Source organism: Paraburkholderia acidicola (assembly GCF_002362315.1).
Taxonomy (GTDB): domain Bacteria; phylum Pseudomonadota; class Gammaproteobacteria; order Burkholderiales; family Burkholderiaceae; genus Paraburkholderia; species Paraburkholderia acidicola.
In genome coordinates this window covers 161623-187035 of sequence record NZ_MTZV01000001.1, presented here as the reverse complement: position 1 = coordinate 187035, position 25413 = coordinate 161623, and the positions used below count along the sequence as shown (strand labels likewise).

Annotated in this window: 25 protein-coding genes; 11 read left to right on the top strand and 14 right to left on the bottom strand. The window is 60.3% G+C overall.

The annotated features are described in order from the left end of the window. The first annotated feature begins 173 nt into the window (after window positions 1-173). Window positions 174-1313 (top strand): hypothetical protein, encoded by a 1140-nt coding sequence (locus tag BWP39_RS00515; protein WP_235851345.1) that lies wholly within the window; start codon window positions 174-176, stop codon window positions 1311-1313. Window positions 1314-1835: 522 nt separating this feature from the next. On the opposite strand, the gene BWP39_RS32465 is transcribed toward BWP39_RS00515, so the two are convergent. Next, window positions 1836-1967, bottom strand: a complete 132-nt coding sequence (locus tag BWP39_RS32465; protein WP_268877157.1) for a hypothetical protein — start codon at window positions 1965-1967, stop codon at window positions 1836-1838. A gap of 101 nt (window positions 1968-2068) precedes the next feature. Between BWP39_RS32465 and BWP39_RS31680 the strand changes: the two genes are divergently transcribed. Further along, entirely contained in the window at window positions 2069-2743 is a 675-nt protein-coding gene (locus BWP39_RS31680; protein WP_157915110.1) for a BPSL0067 family protein, read from the top strand. Window positions 2744-2822: 79 nt separating this feature from the next. Here BWP39_RS31680 and BWP39_RS00500 read toward each other — a convergent pair whose 3' ends face one another. The 4 genes from BWP39_RS00500 to BWP39_RS00485 all read right to left on the bottom strand — a co-directional run bounded on the left by BWP39_RS00500 (window position 2823) and on the right by BWP39_RS00485 (window position 6035). Beyond that, window positions 2823-3032 carry a helix-turn-helix domain-containing protein gene (locus BWP39_RS00500; RefSeq protein WP_096716437.1) on the bottom strand — a complete coding sequence of 70 codons (210 nt, stop codon included), beginning with the start codon at window positions 3030-3032 and terminating at the stop codon, window positions 2823-2825. Between the two features lie 212 nt (window positions 3033-3244). Beyond that, window positions 3245-3814 (bottom strand): DUF2726 domain-containing protein, encoded by a 570-nt coding sequence (locus tag BWP39_RS00495; protein ID WP_133116805.1) that lies wholly within the window; start codon window positions 3812-3814, stop codon window positions 3245-3247. Between the two features lie 1207 nt (window positions 3815-5021). After that, on the bottom strand, window positions 5022-5342 hold the full coding sequence (locus tag BWP39_RS00490; RefSeq protein ID WP_096716435.1) for a hypothetical protein: 321 nt from the start codon (window positions 5340-5342) through the stop codon (window positions 5022-5024). 78 nt (window positions 5343-5420) lie between these two features. After that, on the bottom strand, window positions 5421-6035 hold the full coding sequence (locus BWP39_RS00485) for a TetR/AcrR family transcriptional regulator (protein WP_096716434.1): 615 nt from the start codon (window positions 6033-6035) through the stop codon (window positions 5421-5423). Window positions 6036-6119: 84 nt separating this feature from the next. On the opposite strand from BWP39_RS00485, the gene BWP39_RS00480 reads away from it, so the two are divergent. Continuing rightward, a complete protein-coding gene (locus BWP39_RS00480) occupies window positions 6120-7250 on the top strand; it encodes an MBL fold metallo-hydrolase (RefSeq protein WP_096716706.1) in 1131 nt (376 codons plus the stop codon). A 56-nt stretch (window positions 7251-7306) separates the two neighbouring features. Here the strand turns inward: BWP39_RS00480 and BWP39_RS00475 are convergent, their stop codons facing one another. After that, window positions 7307-9007 (bottom strand): tannase/feruloyl esterase family alpha/beta hydrolase, encoded by a 1701-nt coding sequence (locus BWP39_RS00475; RefSeq protein WP_207556510.1) that lies wholly within the window; start codon window positions 9005-9007, stop codon window positions 7307-7309. 175 nt (window positions 9008-9182) lie between these two features. Here BWP39_RS00475 and BWP39_RS31370 point away from each other — a divergent pair, with 175 nt between their 5' ends. Further along, window positions 9183-9395 (top strand): hypothetical protein, encoded by a 213-nt coding sequence (locus BWP39_RS31370; protein WP_133116804.1) that lies wholly within the window; start codon window positions 9183-9185, stop codon window positions 9393-9395. Between the two features lie 49 nt (window positions 9396-9444). Continuing rightward, the gene (locus BWP39_RS00470) at window positions 9445-9891 is read left to right on the top strand and encodes a hypothetical protein (RefSeq protein ID WP_207556509.1); all 447 of its coding nucleotides are present in this window, start codon (window positions 9445-9447) and stop codon (window positions 9889-9891) included. A 103-nt stretch (window positions 9892-9994) separates the two neighbouring features. Here BWP39_RS00470 and BWP39_RS00465 read toward each other — a convergent pair whose 3' ends face one another. After that, window positions 9995-10714 (bottom strand): 4'-phosphopantetheinyl transferase family protein, encoded by a 720-nt coding sequence (locus BWP39_RS00465; protein ID WP_096716431.1) that lies wholly within the window; start codon window positions 10712-10714, stop codon window positions 9995-9997. Beyond that, window positions 10711-11121: a homoprotocatechuate degradation operon regulator HpaR gene (hpaR, locus tag BWP39_RS00460; RefSeq protein WP_096716705.1), complete on the bottom strand. Its 411-nt coding sequence runs from the start codon at window positions 11119-11121 to the stop codon at window positions 10711-10713. Before hpaR ends, BWP39_RS00465 begins: the two co-directional genes overlap by 4 nt. Window positions 11122-11365: 244 nt before the next feature. Here hpaR and BWP39_RS00455 point away from each other — a divergent pair, with 244 nt between their 5' ends. The 6 genes from BWP39_RS00455 to hpaH are packed head-to-tail and all read left to right on the top strand — an operon-like array spanning window position 11366 to window position 16593. Next, window positions 11366-12154, top strand: coding sequence for a fumarylacetoacetate hydrolase family protein (locus tag BWP39_RS00455; RefSeq protein WP_096716430.1), 789 nt, complete (start codon window positions 11366-11368; stop codon window positions 12152-12154). Next, on the top strand, window positions 12151-12921 hold the full coding sequence (locus tag BWP39_RS00450; protein ID WP_096716429.1) for a fumarylacetoacetate hydrolase family protein: 771 nt from the start codon (window positions 12151-12153) through the stop codon (window positions 12919-12921). Before BWP39_RS00455 ends, BWP39_RS00450 begins: the two co-directional genes overlap by 4 nt. Window positions 12922-12954: 33 nt before the next feature. After that, entirely contained in the window at window positions 12955-14412 is a 1458-nt protein-coding gene (gene hpaE, locus BWP39_RS00445; RefSeq protein WP_096716428.1) for a 5-carboxymethyl-2-hydroxymuconate semialdehyde dehydrogenase, read from the top strand. Window positions 14413-14470: 58 nt separating this feature from the next. After that, window positions 14471-15334, top strand: a complete 864-nt coding sequence (gene hpaD / locus BWP39_RS00440) for a 3,4-dihydroxyphenylacetate 2,3-dioxygenase (protein WP_170043816.1) — start codon at window positions 14471-14473, stop codon at window positions 15332-15334. 23 nt (window positions 15335-15357) lie between these two features. Next, window positions 15358-15762 (top strand): 5-carboxymethyl-2-hydroxymuconate Delta-isomerase, encoded by a 405-nt coding sequence (locus BWP39_RS00435; RefSeq protein ID WP_096716703.1) that lies wholly within the window; start codon window positions 15358-15360, stop codon window positions 15760-15762. Window positions 15763-15789: 27 nt separating this feature from the next. After that, on the top strand, window positions 15790-16593 hold the full coding sequence (hpaH, locus tag BWP39_RS00430; RefSeq protein WP_096716702.1) for a 2-oxo-hept-4-ene-1,7-dioate hydratase: 804 nt from the start codon (window positions 15790-15792) through the stop codon (window positions 16591-16593). 17 nt (window positions 16594-16610) lie between these two features. Here hpaH and BWP39_RS00425 read toward each other — a convergent pair whose 3' ends face one another. From BWP39_RS00425 to BWP39_RS00405, 6 genes are all read right to left on the bottom strand, one after another. Further along, complete coding sequence (locus BWP39_RS00425) at window positions 16611-17498, bottom strand: MipA/OmpV family protein (RefSeq protein ID WP_096716427.1); 888 nt, start codon at window positions 17496-17498, stop codon at window positions 16611-16613. Window positions 17499-17884: 386 nt separating this feature from the next. Continuing rightward, window positions 17885-19051 carry a serine hydrolase domain-containing protein gene (locus BWP39_RS00420; RefSeq protein WP_096716426.1) on the bottom strand — a complete coding sequence of 389 codons (1167 nt, stop codon included), beginning with the start codon at window positions 19049-19051 and terminating at the stop codon, window positions 17885-17887. A 131-nt stretch (window positions 19052-19182) separates the two neighbouring features. Further along, window positions 19183-21627: a tetratricopeptide repeat protein gene (locus BWP39_RS00415; protein WP_096716425.1), complete on the bottom strand. Its 2445-nt coding sequence runs from the start codon at window positions 21625-21627 to the stop codon at window positions 19183-19185. Then, the gene (locus tag BWP39_RS00410) at window positions 21620-23020 is read right to left on the bottom strand and encodes a hypothetical protein (RefSeq protein ID WP_096716424.1); all 1401 of its coding nucleotides are present in this window, start codon (window positions 23018-23020) and stop codon (window positions 21620-21622) included. The genes BWP39_RS00415 and BWP39_RS00410 overlap by 8 nt, the downstream gene beginning before the upstream one ends. Continuing rightward, complete coding sequence (locus tag BWP39_RS31675) at window positions 23017-23169, bottom strand: hypothetical protein (RefSeq protein WP_157915109.1); 153 nt, start codon at window positions 23167-23169, stop codon at window positions 23017-23019. Before BWP39_RS31675 ends, BWP39_RS00410 begins: the two co-directional genes overlap by 4 nt. Window positions 23170-23579: 410 nt before the next feature. Next, complete coding sequence (locus BWP39_RS00405; RefSeq protein ID WP_096716423.1) at window positions 23580-25406, bottom strand: RICIN domain-containing protein; 1827 nt, start codon at window positions 25404-25406, stop codon at window positions 23580-23582. Between the last annotated feature and the right edge of the window lie 7 nt (window positions 25407-25413).

Below are 25413 nucleotides of genomic sequence, written 5' to 3'. Positions count from 1 at the left end.
TTGATGCATGGGCGTAGCGGCACGAAACACGGCAGAGCCACTACAAAATTCAACAATCACTAGATCTCGCTCCCCCTATATTTCGAACAACTGCGAATTCGAACCTATCAAGCAGCGATTCTCAAGCGGGGAGTCCTGACCCGGGCAAGCGGGTTGCTAACAGTGAAACCCTTATGCGAACCACAGCAAAAAAATATTCCAACCTATCCTTTGGAAAGCCGGTGCAGCACGTGCTTCCGTCACGGAAAGCACTTTGGGCGTTAGTGATCTGTCTGCCGCTGTCGGCCTGCGGCGGCGATTCGCCGGGCAATACCGCTTCGGTAGCAAAAGTGTCGAAGGCGTCAGAGGCATACAGCAAGAAACTCGCGATACCGCCACGCCTGCAGTGGCGCGGGAATTTCGGTTACTGCGGTGAAGTCGCGATGATTTCGGCTGGGCTCTATTACGGGCAATATGTCTCCCAGTACGATGCACGCGCCATCGCCAGCAAGAATACGCCCCAATACAAGCAGAGCAGCCAGTTGTTGCCCGGCGTAAACGATGTTTATGCCGCTAGACAGATGCATCTCAAGGCGGTGGAGTGGAACACCGCCACCGAGACCGACACGAACGACTTTCTCGCATGGGTGAAACAGAATGTGCTGGCCAGTTACCCCGTGTTGATCACCCTCTATACCAACCATTATCTGTTCGACGGATCTCGCGATCCCAACGCCGGTGATCCGGAATACGACCATATCGTGCCGGTAGTGGGTATCACATCGAGGCATCCGCTGACGCTGCCGGCCACCTATTCTGGCGATGACGTCATCACTTTCAGCGATAACGGCCTCTGGCCGGTGACGGGTAAGCCGGCTTACTTTTACAGTTATTCCTTCGACGAGTTTCAGAAGAATCGTGCGCAAGCCAATGCGCCGACGGGTTCTGTCTATTCACTATCCAGTAGCGGCACGAATTACGGCATCGCGATCACGGGTGTGATCGATCAGGACAATGAAACGGTGCCTGTCCGCTTGACCGTTAACCATAACTACGAGAAACCCGACATCAAACCGGGTTCCAGTCTGCGCCCGGCACCGATGCCGTTGACCTTGACGGTGGAAGTTTCTGGGCTTAAGCCCAACGTAGCGTACAGGCTGTATCGCTACAACCGAATGGAATCCGTTCCAGACAGCGCATTCAATGCGCACGCGTCGCAAGCCGATAAACAGTGGGACATCAATATCGGCTCGGGATCGAGCTATATCGTTACCGAGCAGATTCAGTCCAATGACGTTGCGGTCTATCGGGCGGTTGCTGTCGACGCGCGGTAGAGCAGGGTAGATCGCCTGGGTGAGGAATCCCGAACGTCAGTGCTGCCCTGCGTTCAGAAGCATCCATATCTGCATTCGAAGTTCGCCCGACATAATGCGGGCGAATGCAGAATCACAACGCTTGCAGACGTAGTGCTCCTCTAGTACGACATCGTTGTTCATGTCGGTGCTGACTTTTGCCAGGTGTTCGTGTGCGTCGGTCGTCGCGGGCCGACCGTGGAGATCGGCGCAGTTCGAGCAGGGTTGAATCCAGAGCTTCAATTGGTTCCACCTGAATTTAGGACATCGAGCATAAATCGACATTAAGCAGCCTGGCACAGTGGCTCGCTGGAACGAAGTATGACGTGGAGATATATATTCCCTTTGGTTTTGTTAAGTTCATCGGAACCAATGTGGCCGAAAACTCGAAGAAAACTGGCTTCGCCTGGATCTGGGTAGCACTCAGTCGGCTTTAACTACTCTATCGCTTCCGAAAATCTGACGCGGCAGGGAGCGAAATGCACGGCAGTCGATAGAACGGTGTTACCAGCCGAACGGTTCGGTCAGCAATAGAAAAGGGGGCCCGTCGCCGGAAAATGACACGGGCATCGGATTTTCCTGTATCAGCGAGCAGCCCGACAGTGCGAACAGCATGAACAGTACACCCCACTTCATGATGATCTCCGTGTCTCAGGGCACGTGGCATGGCGTATGGCGAGGGAGGGGCGATTATCGAGTAAATGTGGCGATACTTCTGTGCATTTTTGTGGCCTCATATGCCGCTTGCGCAAACTGAGCGTCAGCGCACGGCGGCACCTGCTACAGCAAATTGGGAAGTCGGGGCACGTGTGCAGGATGGCGGCTTGATCTTGCCGGTGACTGCAATTGCAACGATGGTGAATGGTCATTACCCGAATCACCCGCACGGGAACCATGCTGCTTTCTTTCTTAGAAAAGAGGGGGCATGCATAGTGGTAATGGATCAGTGGGCTAGCGATATCACCAAGCCGACCATTTCGTCGCGGAGAATATGTCCGAAGGGGAAGCACGCCAACGGAACCTACGTTGACCCGAGTAATAATGCTGAGGCATACAAAATAGTCGAATTAGTCTGTCCAGCGAAGGTTTCGGCTGTAGCTGATGTCAAAGGTGTTCCGGACGACTGGTCTGTATCGCAGCGTGCTGATGGGCTTTGGGTTGATGGCTTGATCGTAACGGACGGGCCGCTGGCTGACAGGGGGGATTTGCAGCCCGAAGACGGGAAGAAGGGTGCAGTGACCTGGGATTTATCCGGCGATCATAGTCGGCGATCGTACTGGGCGTCGTGCAGCTATGGGAAATGGTTGGTGCTCGTCTCCAAGAAGCTGCCGGATGGGATTTTGCGGTGTTCCAGCGGACCGTTAAAGGTTGACTCATCGAACAATCCGGTGATGCGCCTCGAGTGCAAGTGATTCCGAATGTGGTCGTAGATGAGACAGTCCCGCAATGCTGCGGGGCTTTTTCATCGGCGGTTATGCAACGGCATCTAGATCATGTGGTGGGCTGCCCACGTCGCGCCGATAGCAGCCGGGTGGAACCAGCGGCTTCATAGCGCTTCACCAGCCGGCTGACCTCACGCTCACATAGCTGCAGGCGTTCGGCTGCCAGCACGATCGCCAGACCGTGCTCAACGACTGCCTCGATGACCTTCACACGCTCGAGCTCGTGCATGCTTATCGTGATGAATCCACGTCCGTTCATGTCCGGCTCCCGGGCTGTGCGTCATACATTTTGTATCGCTAATTTATCTTATGTCAAGTTTGTTGTCCAAGCTACGCCGTTTGCGGCGAGCAGCCAAGGCAACCTTTTCCGCAGCACTGCTTCAAGTGGCAACAAGCTAGAAAAATCCAGAAGCTCCCACTCCGAGACGCCTGCGATCAACAGGCGTTCCTTTTTCTCAATGGGAAATCCGACTAAACATCACACCGAAGCACCGGCCACACTGCTCCCACCGACACACTCGCCGCAACACCCGCAAATCGCTCAAAATCTGCTCGCAAGGTTGACGCCTCCGTCCGCACACTCCTATAACGTACCAACGGCAAACCAGCAGCGGCACAAATATCATTCTTCACTGCATCACGACGCTGCGCTGATTCTCCAGCATGACTACGGTCGTCCAGCTCGATCACATACAACACCGCGCCACCAACGGCACACACAACAAAATCCATTACCTTACGATCAAATCGATTCCGCTCCCATCTCGCACCACGCGCCACGTCCACAAGTGCGCCCATCGAGACTTGCGCGTAAATCTCAACCCCAACCGGTAGGGCGGCACGCAACAAAACAAAGAACTCCCGCTCCCGCGATGTCATCAAAGATCGCCTCACATAGCTAACCGAGCCAGACTTCCGCCGACCCTTCGCAGCACCAGCAGAACCCAGCACGATCAACACGATAAAGCACGCCAACACGCCAATAATGACCATATATTGCCCACGGATGAGTCGAGAAAGTACAAGACTAAACGCAGCCAAGGCAACCCTTCCGCCTGCACTGCCTGGTCCGGCAACACGCTAGAAAATCCAGAATCTCCCGCTTCGAAACGCCCGCAACCAGCAGGTGTTTTTTTGTACCCCAAGCCCCGAGCTTGTCGGGTTTTCCTGTGATGCATCGTTTCGGTTTGTTTGACGCGTTTTCGCGTCAACACGCACGCACCTGTGCATCAGTTGGCACGATGCCATGCATGTGGAGTTCGAAACAGCGGTGCTTACCGACAAACACATAGTGGAGCAACCACTTCCAACGTCGCTCTCCCCCTCACCTTCAATGAGAATTTCATGCGCACACAACCAAATGCAGGCACCTCCTCTGCGTGGTCACCGAATTGTGATTCCCGACAGGAAGACAATGGCACGCAGGCGCGCGGCGCAAGCTCATCGACGCAGGCACGGCCAACGCCACCGGCCGGTATGCCCCCAAGCTTCGCAGCATCGGACACAGCGCAAAACAAAGGTCACCACACCTACTCACGCCCCGTGTCGAGCATCTTTTCACCCCCGCCAGAAAGACCCTCAATTCTCGATGAACACCTCGCAAGCTTCGCGAAGAGTCAGATAGAGACCGGCGCGCAATCGCCTCACACGCAATCCAGCCAGCCGAGCAGTCCGGCTGGAACGCCCACCGCACTCGCAGAGCCACCACACCAACAGCCGCGGTACTCCGTCTTTTCACCCCGGCCAGAACCATCCTCAATTCTCGGTGAGCACCTCGCAAGTTTCGCGAAGAGTCAGATAGAGACCGACGCTCAATCCTCTCACACGCAATCCAGCCAGCCGAGCAGTCCGGCTGGAACGCCCACCGCATTCGCAGATCCACCACATCAACAGCCGCGGTACTCCGTCTTTTCACCCCGGCCAGAACCATCCTCAATTCTCGATGAGCATCTCGCAAGCTTCGACAGGAATTCGATAGAGACTGCCGCGCAATCCGCCGACATGCGACCCAATCAACAGAGCGGTCCGGCCGGAACGGCCACCCCTCTCACAAATCCACTACACCAACGGCAGCACGACCTGAAGGCTGATTTAATGGAGTTTGCCAGCCGGATACAACAGATGGCTCGAGAACAAAGCGAAAATGCCAGCAAAGCTCGCGCAAGCCTTGCCGGTAAGCCTATTTAAGATTCGTTGACTCCGGCAGAAGCCATCCGCCGGGGTTCTGAATGGACAGGCCTAACGCGCTCTAACCAGTTTCTCGCGTCGCGAGCCAGAACGCACCCAGTTTGTCATCGAGAAACGTCTGGCAGTGGTCCATCGTGGCACCTGCCCGCCGCGGCTCGGCAACAGCGACCTTAGTTGCCGCTATTATCAGATAGCCATCCAGCCGATGTTCGATCAAAACAGCCTCAGGAACGGCAACGCCTTTATTACTCCAATAGCGTTTCTCGTTTGCCGTGTGTTCCTTAAAATCCTTCGGTACGTATTTGCTGATATAAGCCGCCAGCTCGCGCAGTAACCCCTTTCCCTTATACGGACTACGCACGTGAATACCACCCCATTGCATGTCACACAATCGGCCACCAGATTGACCGCATAACCCGTATGCTCTAACGGCTCCGCAGTCCAAGTCAGCGCTGATGAACTACGCGTAGCGCGCCAGAAACATATCCGCGGCCGCTTCGGCAACCTGCTTTTGCTCAGCTTCGCCCAGCGGCCCCTGGCCCATCGTCACCTGTGGCCAGAATGCAAACGCCTTCACCAGCGCCTGTAACTGCAGCGCCGCAAAGAGCGGATCGTCGGTCTTGAGGCGGCCATCTGCGGCAGCCGCCCGGATCCACACGGTCAGGTCTTCTTCGCGTTCACCGAGGCGCGCAACCATGTCACGTGCCCGGTCCGGCGAATGGATGCCGGCCGCGATCGCCACACGTGCCAGCGACAGAAAAGACTCGTCGGTCAGAAGCCGTAATTTACGGTTCAATAGATCGAGTAATTGCGCGCGCAACGGTTCGTCGGCACGGTAAGCGGGCGCATCGCCCTTCTGGCTGGCATCCCACAACTGATGAAGAATCGCCGCGAAAAGCAGTTCTTTGCTCGGGAAATGGTTGTAGACCGTGCGCTTCGAGACGTCCGCCCGGGCAGCAATACGGTCCATGCTGGTCGCGTCGTAGCCGGTTGCGAGGAATTCCTCGATGGCCGCGCCGATGATGGCGCTACGCTTGCGGTCAGTCAGCCGTTGATGGTTCACACTCGAATTCATGGTCTAATTTTACACTAATGAGTGTACTTTTCTGGAAAATAAACTACACTGTGAAGTGTAATTTCCTTCCGGATGAGCTATCTCATGGCGTCGTTTCAGGGTTTTGTCCGTCGCGCGCTCGGCGTTACTACCGCGCAACGCGGCCGTACGCTGTTCAGTTCCTCGCCGCAGCATGATGGCGAACGTTTTCACAACGTCAAGCCGCGCCCGGTCGAAGGGTTTCGCAAGACGCTTGGTATTGCGTGGAACCTGTTGCTCAACAAACCGCGTGGCACGGTGCCGACGGGCACGTTGCCGGTCGAGACGTTGACGCGCGCTCAACTCGATGCGGCGCCCGATCGCAGCCTCTACCGGCTCGGTCATTCGACGATTCTGCTCAAGCTGCGCGGCCAGTTCTGGCTGACCGATCCGGTGTTCGCCGAGCGCGCGTCGCCGTTCCAGAACATGGGCCCGAAGCGATTCCATGCGCCACCGATCGCCCTCGCCGATCTGCCGCCGCTGCGCGGTGTGATCCTGTCGCACGACCACTACGACCACCTGGATCGTGAAACCGTACTTGAGCTTGCGCAAAGCACGGGCGTGTTTCTCACCACGCTCGGTGTCGGAGACCGGTTGATCGAATGGGGCATCGATGCGTCGAAGGTGCAGCAGTTCGACTGGTGGCAAGGCACCGAGGTCGACGGTCTGCAATTTACCGCTACGCCTGCGCAGCATTTTTCCGGCCGCAGTCTGTTCGATGGCAACAGTACGTTGTGGGCGTCGTGGGTGATCGTCGACGATGATCTGCGCGTGTTTTTTAGCGGTGACACCGGCTACTTCGATGGTTTCAAGGCGATTGGCGAACGTCTGGGACCATTCGATATCACGCTGGTCGAGACAGGCGCATATGACGCGCAATGGCCGTACGTTCACATGCAGCCCGAAGAGACCGTGCAGGCGCACATCGATTTGCGCGGCCGTTGGCTCGTGCCGATTCACAACGGCACGTTCGATCTCGCGATGCATCGCTGGCAGGAGCCGTTCGAACGCGTGACGGCACTGGCCCTCGTGCGCGGTGTCGCGCTGTCGACGCCGCGCATCGGTGAGCGTCTGGATCTGCGCGCGCCGCATCAGGGCGAACGCTGGTGGCGTCGCGTCGTCGAGACCGTGGCCGAGCCAAGGGCTAAATGGCGCCTATGTGCTTCACGTGATGCAGGCGATGCGAAGTCTTCGTGACCTCTCGTTCCTGTAAGCGCCGCCGGGGCCATACAACCGGCCGGCGCACTGCGCACTCAGGGGCTACTCGCCGATAGACGTGGCCCCACTACGCATTGATAGCTGCTCGCCAGTTTTGCGTCGCCCGTGCCGCTGTACTGCGGATAAGCCGGGTACACGCAAACGGGTCGCTCAAACGCGACACCCGACGCAGGCACGTAGTTGCTGACATAGTGCGTCGCGACGAACGACTGCGGCGCGCTCCCCTGCTCCACCCACCCCTGCAGCGCGCTCACGACGTCACGACTCGTGTCGTAGCTCACGGGCGCAACGGCGCCGCCGATCGTATTCGCCCCCGGTCCTCCTCCGCAGTGATCCATGCCGGGCACCATCACCAGCCGGAAGAAGCGCTGTGTCGTGTCAAGGTCGCCCTGTTGTTGCACGACGTCCTCGAAGTATTCGATCGGCAGTGTCTGCGCGTTGAACGAATCCACCCAACCCTGCGTCATGACGAGCTTGCCGCCGCGCTGCTGGAATGCCGTGAGATCGGTGTTCGTCGCGTTGATGTACGGCGTGAGCTTCTGGTCGACGAGATCCGCGTCGCTGGCGAAATCGAATGATGTCCAGTCCCAGTTCGGGTTATTGAAGAGCACGGTGCCCAGCAGCGGTTTCGCATAGGTCACCGCATTTATCCCCTGAATCAAGGTCCATTCCGGTTCGCTTCCCAATGCGAAGCCGGGGTAGATCTGTTTGCCGCTGCGCGCGTCCAGCACCGGCGAGTACACATGCTGCGCCTGGCTCACCTGTGCGGCGCTCAGACACGACGAAGCATCCTGCCCGCTCTTGCACTGCAACTGCGTGACATCGAAATGGCAGGCCAATGGATTGGCGAGGTAGCCATCCTTGGTCGCGGACGAACCGCCACAGCTAGCCAGCACTGCACTACTCATCACCGACAGCGCACTCGACGTGAGCAGGGACGCCGGCTCTTTCGCTGGAAGCACGCCACCCCACATGAAACTCTCCATCAGATGGCTATAGGCCATACCCGGCGATCCCGCATGAATGCCGTCATAGTCGGCGGGAAAATATTCGGCTTCCTCCATGCCCTCGGCGCCTCCCGTTGAACAGCCCTCGTAGTACGCATGCTGCGCACCCTGCCCGTAGTACGTCTGCGTAATCGCTTTGGCTGCAACCGTCATCAGATGGATCGACGTATGGCCCCAATCGCTCAACTGAACCGGATTGTTCATCCACGCGAACGTCGTGGAAGCGATGTGTCCGGTGTCGGTTCCCGCAGCGACGAAACCGCGCGCTGAGGCGGACACGATTCCGCTGTACGGGATCACACCGCCGAAGCCCCCCGAACCCACCCCAAACAGGCGGCCGTTCCAGCCGCTTTGCGGCAACCATACTTCTATCCCCACCTGCTCTCCGGGTTGCGTGCTGACCGTCGCGACCACACGACAGGTTGGCGCGGCTAACGAACCGGACGCGCCGGTGATGGACTTGAGATCCGTGCCCGCGGGTATCAACGTAGCCGTCGTGATCGTGGTGCTGGCGATCTGCGCATGCAACAGGTTCGAACAGTCCGGTGTAGCAGTGCTGGTCTCGATCCCGTCACTGGAGCAGCCCGCAAGTGCAGCGACAAACAGTACGATCGTGAAAGACATCGACCCAGCTAAACGCCTGCGAATACCGTACGTTGCACGACGGCATAACTGCGTCACGGCATCGCGATCGACGCGACGCCACACGAACACCGGGATTCGCGGCATGGTTGTCTCCGATTTGTCGTAGATAGTCGGAGCAAGCGTAGAAGTCGCGCATCGATCAAACAATTGAAATGATTTTATGGCAGCAATCACGATGTGTGATCGATCGACGAGGTAGGCGATTGACCGGCGGTGTCAGTTGTTTCAGGGACAGACATCGCAACGCAAGCCAGGTTTAATGATCGCCGATGTCAAATGGATCGCCGCAGCGTGTTATGCCTTTTCCATAACATGGCGTGACATAGGGTTCGTTCAACGGAATGTCGAAGGACGGCGCTTTGTTGAACATGCAGGAAACCTTCTGCTTCGGATGCAATCTGAAACCGGAATCGTCGCCGCCATCGGTCTGTCGATCGATGCTGGTCCCATCAAACCGTTCATGAACTGTTGATGTCGAAATGAGCTACTCACACTCAGCAACACCATTCTGGCTCTGGATCGTGCTCGCGCTGGTCGTCTGGCGTGCCGTTCGTTCGCTGCGCCCGAGAATCATGTCCGTGACCCGGCTACTGATTTTGCCCGCGCTGTTTTCCGTCTGGAGCCTGGGCAATATCGAGCAGCGCGTCGAAGGGCACGCGGTTTCCTTCGTGCTGCTGGCGGTCGCGATTGTCGTCGGTTTGTGGGCGGGCTGGATCGTAGGCAGCGCGGGCGCCGTGCGTGCCGATCACGAACGCGGGCTGGTTGAACGGCCCGGAGGAATCATTCCATTGATCGTCGTGCTGGTCAGTCTTGGTGGCAAGCTGCTGTTTTTTTCTGGGGGCTCGCCGGGCACCGTTGGCACGCTGTTCTCGATCGCGCTTCTGGGCCTGCTGTGGGGACGCACGCTGCACTATGGGATCCGCTATATGCAGGCACCTCAGACGCCGTTGGGTATGGCGCTCAACTAGGTCGAGCCTGCGTTGCGCAGATGCGTGGGGTTGGTTGCAGTGTCTGCGCGACATCCGTCGCGATCAAACTAGCGGCGCAGTTGCGCGCTGCCAATTGCCGCCCTTACTCTCCCCACGCGATGCAACAAACGTAGCCCGTCGCCCCATCGATCCAGCGAAAACACAGCGGCTGCGGCGCACGTTCCAGCGAGCGCACCTGCAAGCACTGCACGTCCTCCGAACGAGGATCGACGGTCGTGGCGCGCAGCACATCGGCAACCGCAATACCGAGGCCCGTCGCTTTCAGCAGCGCTTCCTTTGCGGTCCAGCAGCGCATGAACATCTGCGGTTGCAGGTCGTCCGGCATGCTCTCGACCTGTGTGTGCTCATCCGCGCTTAGCGCAACTTCCGATATTTCCCGCCAGTCCAGCGCGGCATCGAGTTTCTCGATGTCGACGCCAATCGTGCGTTGCGCCGAGAGCGCAATCAGCGCCTGACTACCCGAATGCGACACGTTGAACGCCAGCGTCGGGTAATCGCGCAACGACGGTTTCCCGTGTGCATTGGTTTCGAATTGCAGCGCTTCAGCGGACTCGCCCGTACGCGCCGCCAGCAGCGCACGCAACATGTGACGTGTGACGACAAAGCATGCGCGGTCCGCGAGACGGCGGTATCGATCGGCGCGCTGCAGTTCGGCGGTGTCGAGCGTATGCCGCATCGGCAGTAGCGCGGCTTCGTCTTGCGGAATATCGAGGCGCCACAGTTCGACGTCCGACGGAAGATCTGCGTGAACGACGCGCGTGGCAATGGCGGGATCGAGTATGGCAAGCGGCACCTTGCTCACGCTTCTTCATCCTCTTCCAGCCCCGCCAGCAGATCATCGACCGCGCGATACACACGCTCGACAACCTCAGGCCCGACTCTACGCTCCAGCTCGCGATAGTTCGCCTCAAGATCTTTCGATATCACACGCACGAGATCATTGCTCGCATCGGTCAGCTCCACGAGCACGCGGCGTTGATCGTCGGTGAAGCGTTCTTTCGTGACGAGCCCGAGGCTTTCCATACGTGCGAGCACGCCCGCCATGCTCGGACTCGAAATCGTACAGATGTCGGAGATCTGGCGCGGCTCCATCGGCCCCTGCTCATTGAGCGCGCGGATGATGCGCCATTGCTGTTCGGTCAACCCGTGTGCGGTGATCAATGGGCGAAAGCGCTCCATCATCTTTTCGCGTGCCCGCAGCAGCAGCATCGGTAGATTGCGGTGCATAACGCGAGTGGCATCGGTGACTGGCATGACGAGACCGTTAAATAGCAGGGGAAAAAGCTGACGGACAGTCAGCGGTGGAGCGACTGTCTCTGTCAGCCCCGGGAAAACCCGTGCCTGAAGAAAAGTCTGTTGACCGCCAATCTGGGCAGGCTCAATAATACTAACATGTTAGTGTTTCGCCAACCCGCGATGCACTACCCCTTGTTTCCAGACGTTATTGATCCTCATGTTCGCACTTGCCGACTATCTGCTTCATCTGGAAAGTGAGCCGCTACCGCGCGATACCGATGCGCAGACGGCGGCCGCGCTGCTGTTGCAACGTGTGACGTGCGCGGTGCCTGTTACGGGAACGGTGTACGGCACACTGCTGAACGACCGCGCTGCATTGTCCGCACTCGGTGATGCAGTGCATGAAGCACCCTACAAGGCTCCGCCGAAAGCGCCCATCCTCTACGTCAAGCCGCGCAATACGCTGACCGGTCATGGCACGTGCGTTACCGTACCGGACAACGTCGCAGGAGCAAGCGGGCCTGGCATTGAGGTAGGCGCATCGCTGGGCATCGTGATCGGGCGCACGGCAACGCGTGTTGCTGCCACCGAGGCATTCGACTACATCGCCGGGTACACGATCGTCGCGGATCTCAGCATTCCGCACGCAAGCGTGTATCGCCCTTCAGTGCGTTTTCGCGCGCGGGATCGCTTCTGCGCGATCGGCCCTGCAATTGTGGCGCAGCGCCACGTCGTCGATCCGGACGATCTATCGATCACGGTTCACATCGAGGGCCGTGCGCCGTTCGTGGCGAGCACCGCAACGACCGTGCGCAGCGTCGCGCATCTGCTGGCCGACGTTACCGAGTTCATGACGCTGTCCGCGGGCGATGTGCTGACGCTCGGTGTGCCATTCGGCTCGCCGGTTGCGCATGCCGGCGATACGGCAACGATGACGATAGCGGACTGGCCATCGTTGCGCCTGTCGTTCGTCGGCCCGGACGCACTACAAGGAGGCCAGTCATGATGCGCGCCCGCGTGGCCTATGCCGGCGCGATTCACGAAGCGCATCCTGCGGGCAACGGCGTGCAGCTCGCCGACGGCCGCGTGCTGCGCGAAGACGAAGTCGTGTGGCTCGCGCCGTTCGAGGTCGGTACGATCTTCGCGCTCGGCCTGAACTACGCGGAGCATGCAAAAGAGCTGCAATTCTCGAAGCAGGAAGAGCCGCTGGTTTTTCTGAAGGGCCCAGGCGCGGTGCTCGGACATCGTGGCTTCACACGTCGCCCCGACGGCGTGACCTCCATGCATTACGAGTGCGAACTGGCGGTCGTGATCGGTCGCACGGCACGCAACGTCTCGCGCGATGCGGCTATGGCCTGTGTCGCCGGCTATACGATCGCCAACGACTACGCGATCCGCGACTACCTCGAGAACTACTACCGCCCCAACCTGCGCGTCAAGAATCGCGATGGCGCGACCCTGCTCGGCCCCTGGCTTGTCGATGCCGCCGATATCGCGGACGTCACGCAACTTGAGTTGCGCACCTACGTGAACGGCACATTGCAGCAGCGCGGCAATACGCGCGACCTCGTCACCGACATCCCCGCGCTGATCGAATACCTGAGCAGCTTCATGACGCTCGCACCAGGCGACGTCATCCTGACCGGCACGCCCGAGGGCGTCGTCAACGTCAATAGCGGCGACGAAGTCGTCTGCGAGATCGACGGACTGGGGCGTCTTGTCAACACGATTGCAGCGGATGCGGTGTTCGGTCGTCGCCAGGCACGGCCCTGATCCTCTCCGCTCCCCGAGAACAAGGACATTGCCATGCGTATCGAACATCTGATCAACGGCCGCGAGCAAACAGGCGCCGACTATTTCGAAACCGTGAACCCGGCGAATCAGCAGGTACTCGCCGAAGTCGCACGCGGCACAGCCACCGAAGTCGACGCCGCCGTGCAGGCAGCCAAGGAGGCGTTCCCTGCATGGGCGAGCAAACCCGCTGCCGAGCGCGCAAAACTGATCCGCAAGCTCGGCGAACTGATCGCGAAGAACGTACCGGACATTTCCGCGGCGGAAACCAGTGACACCGGCCAGACCATTTCGCAGACGCGCAAGCAGCTGGTGCCGCGTGCCGCCGACAACTTCCATTACTTCGCGGAGATGTGCACACGGGTCGACGGCCACACGTACCCCACCGATACGCATCTGAACTACACGCTGTTCCATCCGGTCGGTGTGTGCGCGCTGATTTCGCCATGGAACGTGCCGTTCATGACGGCAACGTGGAAGGTCGCGCCCTGCCTCGCCTTCGGCAATACGGCAGTACTCAAGATGAGCGAGCTGTCGCCGCTTACGGCTTCGATGCTGGGTCAACTCGCGCTCGAAGCCGGCATTCCCGCCGGTGTGCTCAACGTCGTGCACGGCTATGGCAAGGAAACCGGCGAGCCGCTCGTCGCACACCCGGACGTGCGCGCCGTGTCGTTCACTGGATCGACGGCAACGGGCAACCGGATCGTGCAGACCGCGGGTCTGAAGAAATTCTCGATGGAACTGGGCGGCAAGTCGCCGTTCGTGATTTTCGATGATGCCGATTTCGAACGCGCTCTCGATGCCGCGGTCTTCATGATCTTCTCGAACAACGGCGAGCGCTGCACGGCCGGTTCGCGGATTCTCGTGCAACGGTCGATCTACGCACGCTTTGCCGAGCGCTTTATCGAGCGCGCGAAACGCCTCACGGTGGGTGATCCGATGGCGGACAGCACGATTATCGGACCGATGATCAGCCAGGCGCATCTCGCCAAAGTGCGCAGCTATATCGAACTGGGGCCGAAGGAAGGCGCGACGCTCGCGTGCGGTGGGCTCGATGTGCCCGATCTACCCGATGCGTTGCGGCAAGGCAACTTTGTGCCCGCTACGGTATTCGTCGATGTCGACAACCGGATGCGCATTGCGCAGGAAGAGATCTTCGGCCCAGTCGCGTGTCTGATTCCGTTCGACGACGAGGCCGATGCCGTGCGGCTCTCGAACGACATCGCCTACGGCCTCTCAAGCTACATCTGGACCGAGAACGCCGGTCGCGCGCACCGCGTTGCCGCCGCGATCGAAGCCGGTATGTGTTTCGTCAACAGCCAGAACGTGCGCGATCTGCGGCAACCGTTCGGCGGGACGAAGGCATCGGGCGTGGGCCGCGAAGGCGGCACATGGAGCTATGAAGTGTTCCTCGAGCCGAAGAACGTGTGTCTGTCACTCGGTTTGCATCACATTCCGCGCTGGGGCGTATAACCGATCGGCACGCGCGTCGAGCATTACGTTGCCGCGCGGCGCGACACTGGAGATATCGATGGGCAAGCTCGCGCTGGCGGCCAAGATCACGCATGTGCCGTCGCTGTATCTGTCGGAACTGGACGGTCCGCATAAAGGTTGTCGTCAGGCAGCGATCGACGGTCATCATGAGATCGGTCGTCGCTGCCGCGCGCTTGGCGTCGATACGATCGTCGTGTTCGACGTGCACTGGCTCGTGAACAGCGAGTATCACGTGAACTGTGCGCCGCATTTCGAAGGCGTCTATACGAGTAACGAGCTGCCGCATTTCATCCGTAACATGCCGTACGTGTACCCGGGCAACGTCGAACTCGGTCATCTGATCGCCGATGTCGCCAACGAAATGGGCGTAAAAAGCCGCGCGCACAGCGAGACCACGCTCGAACTCGAATACGGCACGCTGGTGCCGATGCGCTACATGAACGCGGATCAACATTTCCGCACGGTATCGGTGGCCGGCTGGTGCATGTGGCACGACCTTGCGACCAGTGCGCGCTTCGGCCTCGCGGTACGCAAGGCCATCGAGGAGCGCTACGACGGCACGGTAGCGATACTCGCCAGCGGATCGCTAAGCCATCATTTCGCGGACAACGGCACCGCCGAGCAGTTCATGCACAAGGTCTGGAGTCCGTTTCTCGAACAGATGGACCGCAAGGTCGTCGATCTCTGGGAAGCCGGCGACTGGCCGACCTTCTGCGCAATGCTGCCGCTCTACAACGAGAAATGCTGGGGCGAAGGCGGCATGCACGATACCGCGATGCTGCTCGGCGCACTCGGCTGGGACCGCTACGACGGCAAGGCCGAAGTGATCACGCCGTATTTCGGCAGTTCGGGTACCGGCCAGATCAATGCGATTTTTCCGGTCACGGCGTTGCCTGCCTGACCTTGACCGATAAGGAGTCTGCCATGCCTCATCTAACGCTCGAATACAGCGCAAACCTCGCCGACGACACCCGCATTGGCCTGCTCTGCACAGCGCTTGCACACAGCCTCGACGGGCAGCGCGACAGTGATAGCGGCGCACGCGTTTTTCCAACCGGCGGTATTCGCGTGCGGGCGATCCGCTGCGAGCATTACTGCGTCGCCAACGGCCGCCCCGACAACGCGTTCCTGCATGCGAACCTGAAGATCGGCGCCGGCCGCTCCGAAGCAGTCCGGCGTGCGACCGGCGACGCACTCTTCGAGATCATCAAACAGCACTTCGCCGCCGATTACGAACAGCACGGCCTCGCACTATCGCTTGAAATCAACGAGTTCGGCGAAGCGGGTACGTGGAAGCACAACAACCTGCACGCCCGGCTTAAGGCCTGAGTGAGCACACCGCCGCACGGGATCCTCATGCTAGACGACCAAACCATTCGCGACCTCGCCGCCCAGCTCGACCACGCGGAGAAAACCCGCACGCAGCTGCGTCATTTCTCGCGCACCTATCCGCAGATGACCGTGCAGGACGGCTATGCGATCCAGCGCGAATGGCTGAAACTGAAACTGGCTGAAGGACAGGTCGTGAAGGGCCGCAAGATCGGGCTCACGTCGCGCGCCATGCAGCGGGCATCGCAGATCGACGAGCCCGACTACGCACCGCTGCTCGACAGCATGTTTATCGAAAGCGGTCAGGATATCCGCGCGGATCGCTTCATCGCGCCGCGCGTCGAGGTCGAACTGGCCTTCATCCTGAGTCGTCCGCTCACCGGACCGGGCGTGACGCTGTTCGACGTGCTCGATGCGACTGCGTGGGTGACACCGGCTGTCGAGATCATCGATGCACGGATCGAGCAGTTCGATCGCGAAACCAAAGCGCCCCGCAAGGTCTACGACACGATCTCCGACTTCGCGGCGAACGCCGGCATCTTGCTGGGCGGCCGGCCGATCCGGCCACTTGACGTCGATCTACGCTGGGTTGGCGCCCTGCTCTATCGCAACGGTGCAATCGAGGAAAGCGGGCTGGCGGCGGCCGTGCTCAATCATCCCGCTACCGGTGTGGCGTGGCTCGCGAACAAGATCGCGCCGTACGACGAGCGTCTGAATGCCGGCGACGTGATCCTGAGCGGCTCGTTCACGAGTCCGATTCCGGCGCGCGCCGGCGATACCTTCCATGTCGACTACGGGCCGCTCGGCGCGATCGGTCTGAACTTCGTCTGAGCGCATCCAATACACGATCAGAACTGGTAATTCACCGACACGTCCGCCACCCCATTCGTCGAACGCTGCGTGATCGGGCTATGCGCTGCGCGGCCGACCAGTTGTTCGATCGCGCCATCTGCTGTCATGAACCAGTGCTTGTTGATGAACCAGATCATCGTGATACCGGCGCCGACCGACTTCAGTCCGGCATTGGCCGAATAGCGCGGATAGCCTGAACGCGCGGACTGCGCGTCGGTCACGCCGAACCAGCGGTTCATGTAGCGCGAATCGGCGAACGTGGCCGTCGGTCCGCCGAACCAGTAGAACGTCTTCGAGCTGCCGGGCAGCGGCATATACGCGCTGATGTCGCCAATCCATCCATCGGTGCCGCCAAGGCTGCGCCGCAAATCCGCACGCAGTACCAGCGGGAAGTCTTTCGATACGACGTAGTCGGTGGCGATCTTGATCTCGGCCGCCGGGTTGATATTGCCGAGGCCGTTCAGGTGCTGCTGATCGTCGGCGGCGCGGCGGCCCAGGTCGTAGGCAATCGCAATGCTCGTGCGCCAGTGGTCGGTGTTGATCACGTTGGCGCCGACGCCCTCGCCGGTCGACGCGAAGAACAGGTCGCGATAACGCAGATCGATACTCGGGCCGGCCATCACGCGGTAGCGGTCCGAGCCATCGGAGCGCGGCTGGAAGGTCGCCGCTGCACCGAAACTGAACCGCCAGTTGGGTGTGCTGGCGGGGTCCGGGTCAAACAGCTTTTGCAGCGGCACGCCCGCCGAATACTGCCATTCCGCGAGGGGTGAAGGTGTTTGCGCGTGAGCGGGCGCCATCGCTGCCACGCCGAAACCACACGCGATCGTCCACGCGAGGACACGTGTCGCCGGCTTACAGGTCGGTTCTCTCTTTGTTATCCACATTCCACGAACTCCCGGCTACGCGCCGTCAACTCCTGCATGCGAGCGATCGGCAAAAACGGCATCTGGTAGCGCTACGACACAGCGTTACGGTTGCCGTCACGTAATAACGACACGGCGCAATGCACAAGTTGCCGCGACCGGTGTGCGCTGGAAGCGATCTCGCTTCGAACAGGTCAGATTTGCGCACCCGGCCGAAGCATTCAAGCAAGTGGTGTACCTGGTGCGAACACGTGTAGGGAGGACGTTTGCGGATGCGGCGTGCTGCGTGATCGGCTGGCGCGTTAGCGTTCGAGATGCAGGTGCGACAGGTGCAAGGCAGATGCAGGTGCATCCCGGACGTCAGCACGATTCGCCGTTGCAGCCGTCCGTCGTCGGCACCGTGCCGCTCAGCTCGCGAGACCTGGCAGAAACACCTCGGAGAGAATCGCCGAAGGCGCCCGCCACTGGTCCGGGGAGTTGTAGTTGCCCGACGTCACGCACAGCACGAAATCGAGCCCGGGAAAGACAAAGAGCCGCTGGCCGCCGTTGCCGATCGCCGCGACGAAGCGTTCGCCGTAGCTACCGCCCTTACCTTCCTGAAGTGCTTCGCCGACATACCAGAGGTAGCCGTAATGCAGCCCCGGATAGCCGATATCGACGAGCGCAGCCGGACGGAAACTCTCGTGCAGCCACGCCGCCGGCACGACCGTCTTGCCGTTCCACTGGCCATCGGCAAGCACCATCTGGCCGATCCTCGCCAGTTCGCGCGGCGTGAGCCGGAGTCCGGACGCGGCGTAGGCTTCGCCATCGGCGGCCTTCGACCATTCCGTCGAACCGATCCCCAGCGGCGTAAAGAGAACCTCACGCGCGAAGTCGGGCAAGTTCCGACCGGTTCCCCTCTCGATGATTTTCGCCACCAGCGCGACGTTGCCGCCGCTATAGATCCAGCCCTTGCCCGGATCGCCGACCACCGGACGATCGAGCACGTAGCGGTATCGATCGGCGGCGCTGTCCATCGCGGTCTCGCCGTTCGCCGGATCGGTGTAGGGCAGCTTCTCGTTCCATTGCATGCCGACCGTCATCGTCAGTGCGTCACGGATGGTCAGACGGGCACGCTTCGGATCCGCAGCAAGATCGGGGTACTCGGGGAACTGCGCGAGCAATGACGCTTCGACCGCGGGAACCTGGCCGCGGGAGAGCGCAATGCCGTACAGCAGCCCGACGATGCTCTTGGTGACGGAGCGTATGTCGTGCAGCGTGTCGGGCCCAAATTCGACGTCGCCCAACGGGCCGCGCCGGCTGGCATCGTCGCCCTTGAAGTAGCGCTCGAAGACGATGCGGCCGTCTCGCAGGGCGACCACACCGTGCACGCCGGCAAGCCGGCCACTTGCCTGCAGGCTGTCGAAGCGGGTCACGAGACCCGGTTTAAACCCGGCAGCTTCCGGTGTAATGGTTTGCCAGTCGGTGGCGGCAGGTGTGGCCGCCTGTGCATGCGTGGCAAGAAGCGTGAGCGAATTTGCCGCGCACAGTGCGCCGAGATTCTTTAGAAACGTCCGTCGACTGGCAGTGTTCATGGGGCGATGTCTCCTGGAAGAAATCGTGCAATGCGCGTGTCGTTGCGCGCCCAACGTTCGCGGTGAGCCAGTCTAGCAAATAGCGTCCCGTCGATCATCAACACTGCAGTTGTCGCAATGCAGCGGGCAGATCATTTTTGCAGGCTTGTCCACGTCTGCCACATCTGCCGGTATGCGCGCTCGACCTGGCGCGCGAAACGCGCGCCGTCCATCAGTGGCGATGCTTCAAGGCGTGGACGCAAGCGGCTGCGCAGTGCCGACAGTCGTGGCAGATCGCGCGCGAGGTCGACCGCGATGCGCACGAATGCGTCGTCGGTATATGCCGCGAGTTCGGACAGGCCGAGATTCGCGAGCTGGCTCAGGCCCGCGCGACCCGCCGCTGTCTGTCCAACCCGCGTGACAACCGGCACACCCATCCATAGCGAGTCGAGGCTTGTCGTATGGCCGTTGTAGGGAAACGTGTCGAGACCGAGGTCGATCTCGTGATACGTAGCCAGATACGCTGCGCGCGGTCGGAACGGGACGAAGCGCACGCGCCCGGTGTCGATGCCCTGTGCGTCTGCGCGCTCGATGAGCCGATCGCGGCCCTCGCCTGCCGCTGACATCAGCACCAACCGCGCGTGCGGCAGCGCCTGCATGACGCCGGCCCACATCGCCAGCGTGCGATCGGTCAGCTTGCATGGATTGTTGAGGCAGCCAAGTGTTACTTCGCTGCTATTCGTGCGCGTCGATGCCGGCAATGCGTTGACCGTGGGCGTATCAGTCAATGGGTCGTAACACCAGAACGATTCCAGCGCGCGCACCGACTGTTCGCTGTAGTGGCTATCGTGCCAGGGCGGATCGAGATGCGCATCGGTTAGCCGGTAATCGATTGCGTCGATACCGGTCGTGCCCGGATAGGCGAGCCACGCTACCTGCACCGGTGCCGGCTTGCGGGCAAACAGCAGTGGACGGCCGTCGGCCATATGCATCGTCAGATCGATGAGGATGTCGATACCGTCGGCGCGGATCGTCTGGGCAAGCTGTTCGTCGTCAAGCGTGCGTACGTCGCGCCATACGTCGGCATAAGCGGCGATGCGCGCGGTCACCGCGTCCGGTCGTTCGACGCTCGCATAGCAGACAATCTCGAATGCGTCGTGATCGTGATGTGTGAGCAGCGGGGTCGTGAACAGCGCCTGGCAATGGTCGCGGAAATCGGCGGAGACATAGCCGATGCGCAAGCGCCGGTTCGTCGAACGATCGTTGCAATGCGGTTTCCGCGTAGCCCGAAACGCCACTTCGTGCCGCGCTGACCAGCGACGCGATTCGTCGCGCACCGTCTGCGCATCATCGGACTGGAACGTCAACGCATACAGCAGGTTGCTGTGCGCAATCACATTGTCCGCATCGCAATCGAGTGCACGCCAGTAACTCGCGATTGCATCGTCGAGCGCACCGCTGTCCTTCAGCACATTGCCGAGATTGTTGTGACTGACTGAGTGTGCAGGATCGATCTTCAGCGCGCGATGCAGAGAGGTCTTTGCATCGTTGGTACGACCGAGTGTGCGATACAGGTTGCCCAGGTTGTTGCAAGCAGCGACGCTGTCGGGACGCAGCCGCAAGACGTTGTCGAATGCATCCGCTGCAGCCGCGAATTCGTTGAGCGAGCGGTACGCGTTGCCGAGGTTGTTGTATGCGTCAGCGTGATCGGGTTGCAGTTCGATTGCGCGACGGTATTGGATAATCGCATCGCGCTGGTGGCCGGCTGCGTGGACGGCATTGCCGAGGTTATACGCGGCGTCAGCCGAAGCGGGATCGAGTTCGACCGCACGTTCAAGCGTTGTTAACGCCTCCGGATACTCACGCCGTTCGCACAACGCTACGCCTAGATTCACGTGTGCTGCCGCGTTGTATGGATCGCTTTGTACCGCCGCACGCAGCGACTGCATCGCTTCACTGAAACGCCCCGATACCCGCAGCACGTTACCAAGGTTGGTCAACACATCCGCGTGACCAGGTTGCACGGCCAGCGCGCGGCGATACGCCTGTTCTGCCGGGATTACGTCGCCGAGATGCTGATACGCATTGCCCAGATGATTCAGCGCATCGACGCTAGCTGGGTCGAGATCGAGGACGTGAAGCCATGCGTCGATGGCTGGTCGTGTGTCGCCTTTTGCCTGCAGCGTATGGGCCAGCACGACGAGGATGTCGGCAGACGCCGGTTGTTCGGCAAGCAGATCACGGCAGGCGTCGATTGCGTCGTCGAAACGCTGCAGCGCGACCAGAACCTGAGCGCGGCCAAAGCGATAGCGTGTCTCCTGCGGCTCGCTCGCAAGCGCGCATTCGACCGATTCAAGCGCGCGCATGGCATCGCCGCATTGCAGGTCGAGGATGCCGAGCCTGAACCTCGTGTCCGCATGCGCAGGCCGCGCGGCAAGCACTGCTTCGTAGAGGCTGCGTGCCGTAGTCAGATCGCCGGCCAGATGATGGGTTTTCGCCTGTGCAAGTAACGCGGCGATGCCCTCCTCCGTTGCGTGCCCATCCGCAGGATTCGCAGGATTCGCCGGATTCGCGGCAGCGGCCGGAGGGCTACTCATGCGACGGCGTACCCATACGCGATACCTGCAGCCGTTCGAAGGCATCGACGATCGGTTGCACGAAGGCATTCTTGTGCGCGAGTGGACCATCGGCCGCCTCGCGATGGATCAGCATCGTCGCATTTGCTTCGAAGACGAAGACCCGCCCATCGGGCAGCAACGTGAAGTCGATGCCGCTGTAGTCGAGATCGAGCCGACGCCCGATCGCCGCCACCGCTTTCGCCGCGCGTTCACCGAGCGCCGTTCGCGGGTCGTCGAGAAAGCGTCGTTCCTCGTCGATCTTTGCGCGGTCCGCCGTCATATCCGCGGAAAAGTAATGCACCATCCAGTGCGACGAAATCGCAAGGTGATAGGGAAACGGTTCACGATCGACGAACACGGTCCGGTACTTGCGGTAATGGCCGTCCGTACTGCGGAAATCGATGAATTTCGTCAGATAGCACGGTGCGTCGAGTGCCTTGAGTGCGGTCCATAGTGTGTCGAACGATTCATGCAGCACGAGACCGTCGCCACCGTGTGTAGCAAGCGGGCGCATCAACAGCGGAAAACCGATGCCCGCTACTTCGAGTCGCTCTGCCAGCGCGCGGTATGAAAGCGGCCGCGCGTCGACCCGAATGCATGGTGCGACCACGACGTCGTCGATGCCGGCTAGCAGCAGTGCCATCCGGTGACGTTGCGTCCGGGCAACCTTATCAGGCCGGTTCAGCATCGGCCGCCCGCAGCGCTGCGCAAAACGCTGCAGCCGCGCGGTGAGGGGCTGCGCAATGTCGGGCTCGCCGATGGCGTTGAACACGAGATCGAACGGCGGTAGTTGCGCGTCTTCTGTGTCGTGCGCGTAGTCGATCGCGTACTTGATCCGATAGGTGACATCGGGTGGGAGCAAGGTTTCGAACGGCACGTTGCCGCATGCCTGGCCCGAACACAGGATCAGCAGATGCCGTCGTGCATGCTGTGCTGGCTCGATAAACACGCGTTGCAGACTGTAGGCACGCGACCGGTGTTGCTGCGCCTCCGCGCCCCGCCCTTGCGCCTCGAAAATCGCGGCGAGATTCTGGTGGGCAATCGCGAGATCGGGATGCACCTTTAGCGCGTGGCCGTACCAGTGCTTCGCTGCATCGTACTCGCCCTTCATGTAGTAGACGGTGGCGAGGTTGTAGAGCGGAATGGCTGCAAGGTTCGGCTCGCCAGCGGTGATCGTATCGAAGGTAGCCAGTGCGATGCGGTGGGCGAGAAAACCGGTGTCGTCGCCCGCTGCCTGCAGCGCTTCGGCCAGCGCGGCATGCAACGCAAGATTGAGTGGATCGCGGTCGAGTTGTTGCATCAACGCGGCTAGTGAGTCCGGCCTTGAAGCGACCGCAAGCGCATCGTTGCACGCGGTGTGGAATGTGCTCATACGTGTTGCAACGAGAATCCGGTTAGCGTATCGACCGTGGCTTCCGTCACCGCGTTGTACAGCGACACAACGATTTCCTCGCGGATCTGCCGCAAAACCACTTCCGGCAATGCGCCGGGTCCGCCGGAGAAATTAAGGGCATTGGTCATCGTCGGGGACCCGAATAAATTCGTTAGCTAAATGCAAGCATGGTCGCGCGAAGGCGTGTGTCGAACCGCACTGCCAGACCAGACTAGCAACGCGTGTCGTCACGCAAACAAGCGATGAAGAGGGAGAAGCGCCGTCAATTCGGCGATATAGGCGGGATTGCGTAGCGCGCAGGCGCAGATCGCGGCATTTATCGGGCCACGTGGTTGCCCATCACGTAAACGCAGGTCGCGATCGATCCTCGATACTTGCGGATTACGCCAGAACAGCTTTCAACTTACTTCCATTGACGCTAGCGATTTTTGCTAACCGTCAGCTACAGCGACGCAGGTTGCCGACTCGAGTGCCCGGTCGCAACGCCGGAGCAGGCGCGCAAAGCGCCCGACCCCGTCCCGTTCCGAGCAAGCCCCTATCATCGACCCCGCTGAAGAATAATGCTTTGATCGAACGATCCCCACACCGCTATCGAGCGAGGCCTGGTGTTATCCCAACTCCTGATGGGTGCGGTCACGACGCCAGACAGACTGCTCGTCAGCACGCTACCCGGGAAGCTCAGCGCAAGCCCGCTAAACCGGTTGACGATGCGAAACACGGAAGCATCGCCGGTGGCGACTTTCTGGAAATACCACTGCTGCTGCACCGACGAACCCGTTGACGAGAGTTTGACAGGCGCGCCCCAGGCTCGACCCGCGTCGCCATCGTTCACTCCGAGGTAAGCACCACCGATCGAGAGGGTAAAGAATCCGTCGCCCGTCGCCTTGAACGTCCACGCGCCAGATGCGGGCGTCGGTACATTAGCCTGCGGATTGCCGGGATGCGCAATGAAATATCGGCCGCTGGGTGAGTCAGCGGTAATCGAGTGACCATTGGCATCCGAGTAGTAGACCGACACGGGATCAACCGTCGGATCGAGGTGCGCGGTGATGTCGATATATTCACCGTCAGACTGCGAGCAGCTGAACGCGCAATAGGCACGGAAGGTCTGGCCAAGCGGGCTGGACGACGTCTTCGTTGCGCTATCCACGAACCACCGGTACCAGGAAGCCGAGTTGTACGGGACGCTGCCCGCATAGGTCCATTGCTGGGTAGCAAGATCACTCGACGTATAGAGTTTTAGCGTCGTTGCCGGCAGGCCGTAATCGAAATTGGGGGTTCCGGGCTTTGAGATCGTTCTGTCCTCGGCCACCGCGATGTACTTCTGCAGATAGACGTTCCATGAAATGCCCATGACCCGCAGCGTTCCATTGGTATAGCCTGCGTCAAGCAAACTGCCGGCGTTATCCGCAGGGGTGACAAACGTCTCGCTTCCCGTCGTGTCGGCGGCAGGGCCGCCCTGGGCAGTCAGATCGGTGGATGGGCCTTGAAGATTCGCTTCGAGCGAGCTCGACACGGGGGCGCGCGCGCAGGGAACCGTAGCCGCGCTCGAGGCATCGCACGTCCAGTTGGTGCCGAGTACCTGCTGCCACTTCCCGTTGTAGAACTTCTGCCAGGACGAAGACGTCATCTTGCGGCTAATCGGCGCTCTTGCCACATGTGCCCACATGTAGTTGTCGAAACCCGATGGTGCGCCGTTCTGACCGACTATTCTGCTCGTGTAGAAGATATAGAAATATCCCGATGCATAGTCGACGAACAACCGGGGGTCGCCATCGCCATAGTAGTAGTAAGGCGTATGCGGGTCGCCTTTGCCGTACGGCGAGCTCACGATCGGAGACTGCAGCGTCCAGCTCGCGCCCCTGTCTCTGGAGATCGCGTAGGAAATCGCGTCGACCCGCGGATTGGTGCCGAACAGTTCGTTATGCACGATGCCATACCAGTCCCCCGTATCGGGATCGACCCACACTCCGATCATGTCGCAGTAGTCGGCCTGCGTATAGGAGGTTTGTGATTTGACCGGTGTTCCGAACAGCTCGGTTGCTACCGGATTGCCGTCGTTGCAAAGCACACGTGTGTCGTACTGGGAGTGAGCCTGTGACAGCGAAACGGAGTCGACATTCGCGCCACTATAGAAATCCCAGACGTGATCTGCAGGGACATCGTCGTACTGCGAGTACGCGTTCTCAAGAAAGAACGTGCCATCCCGATCGATGAAGAGCGAATTAGGACTGTCCGAGTAGACGTTCATCGATACCGGCGCCGATGCATCGAACGTAACGGCCTGCGTGGGCGCTGTTTGCAGTAGCCCAAACAGGACCGCGCCCAGCGCAATCAGCGAAGTGCGACTTCCAGTTCGTTTCATGACGTTC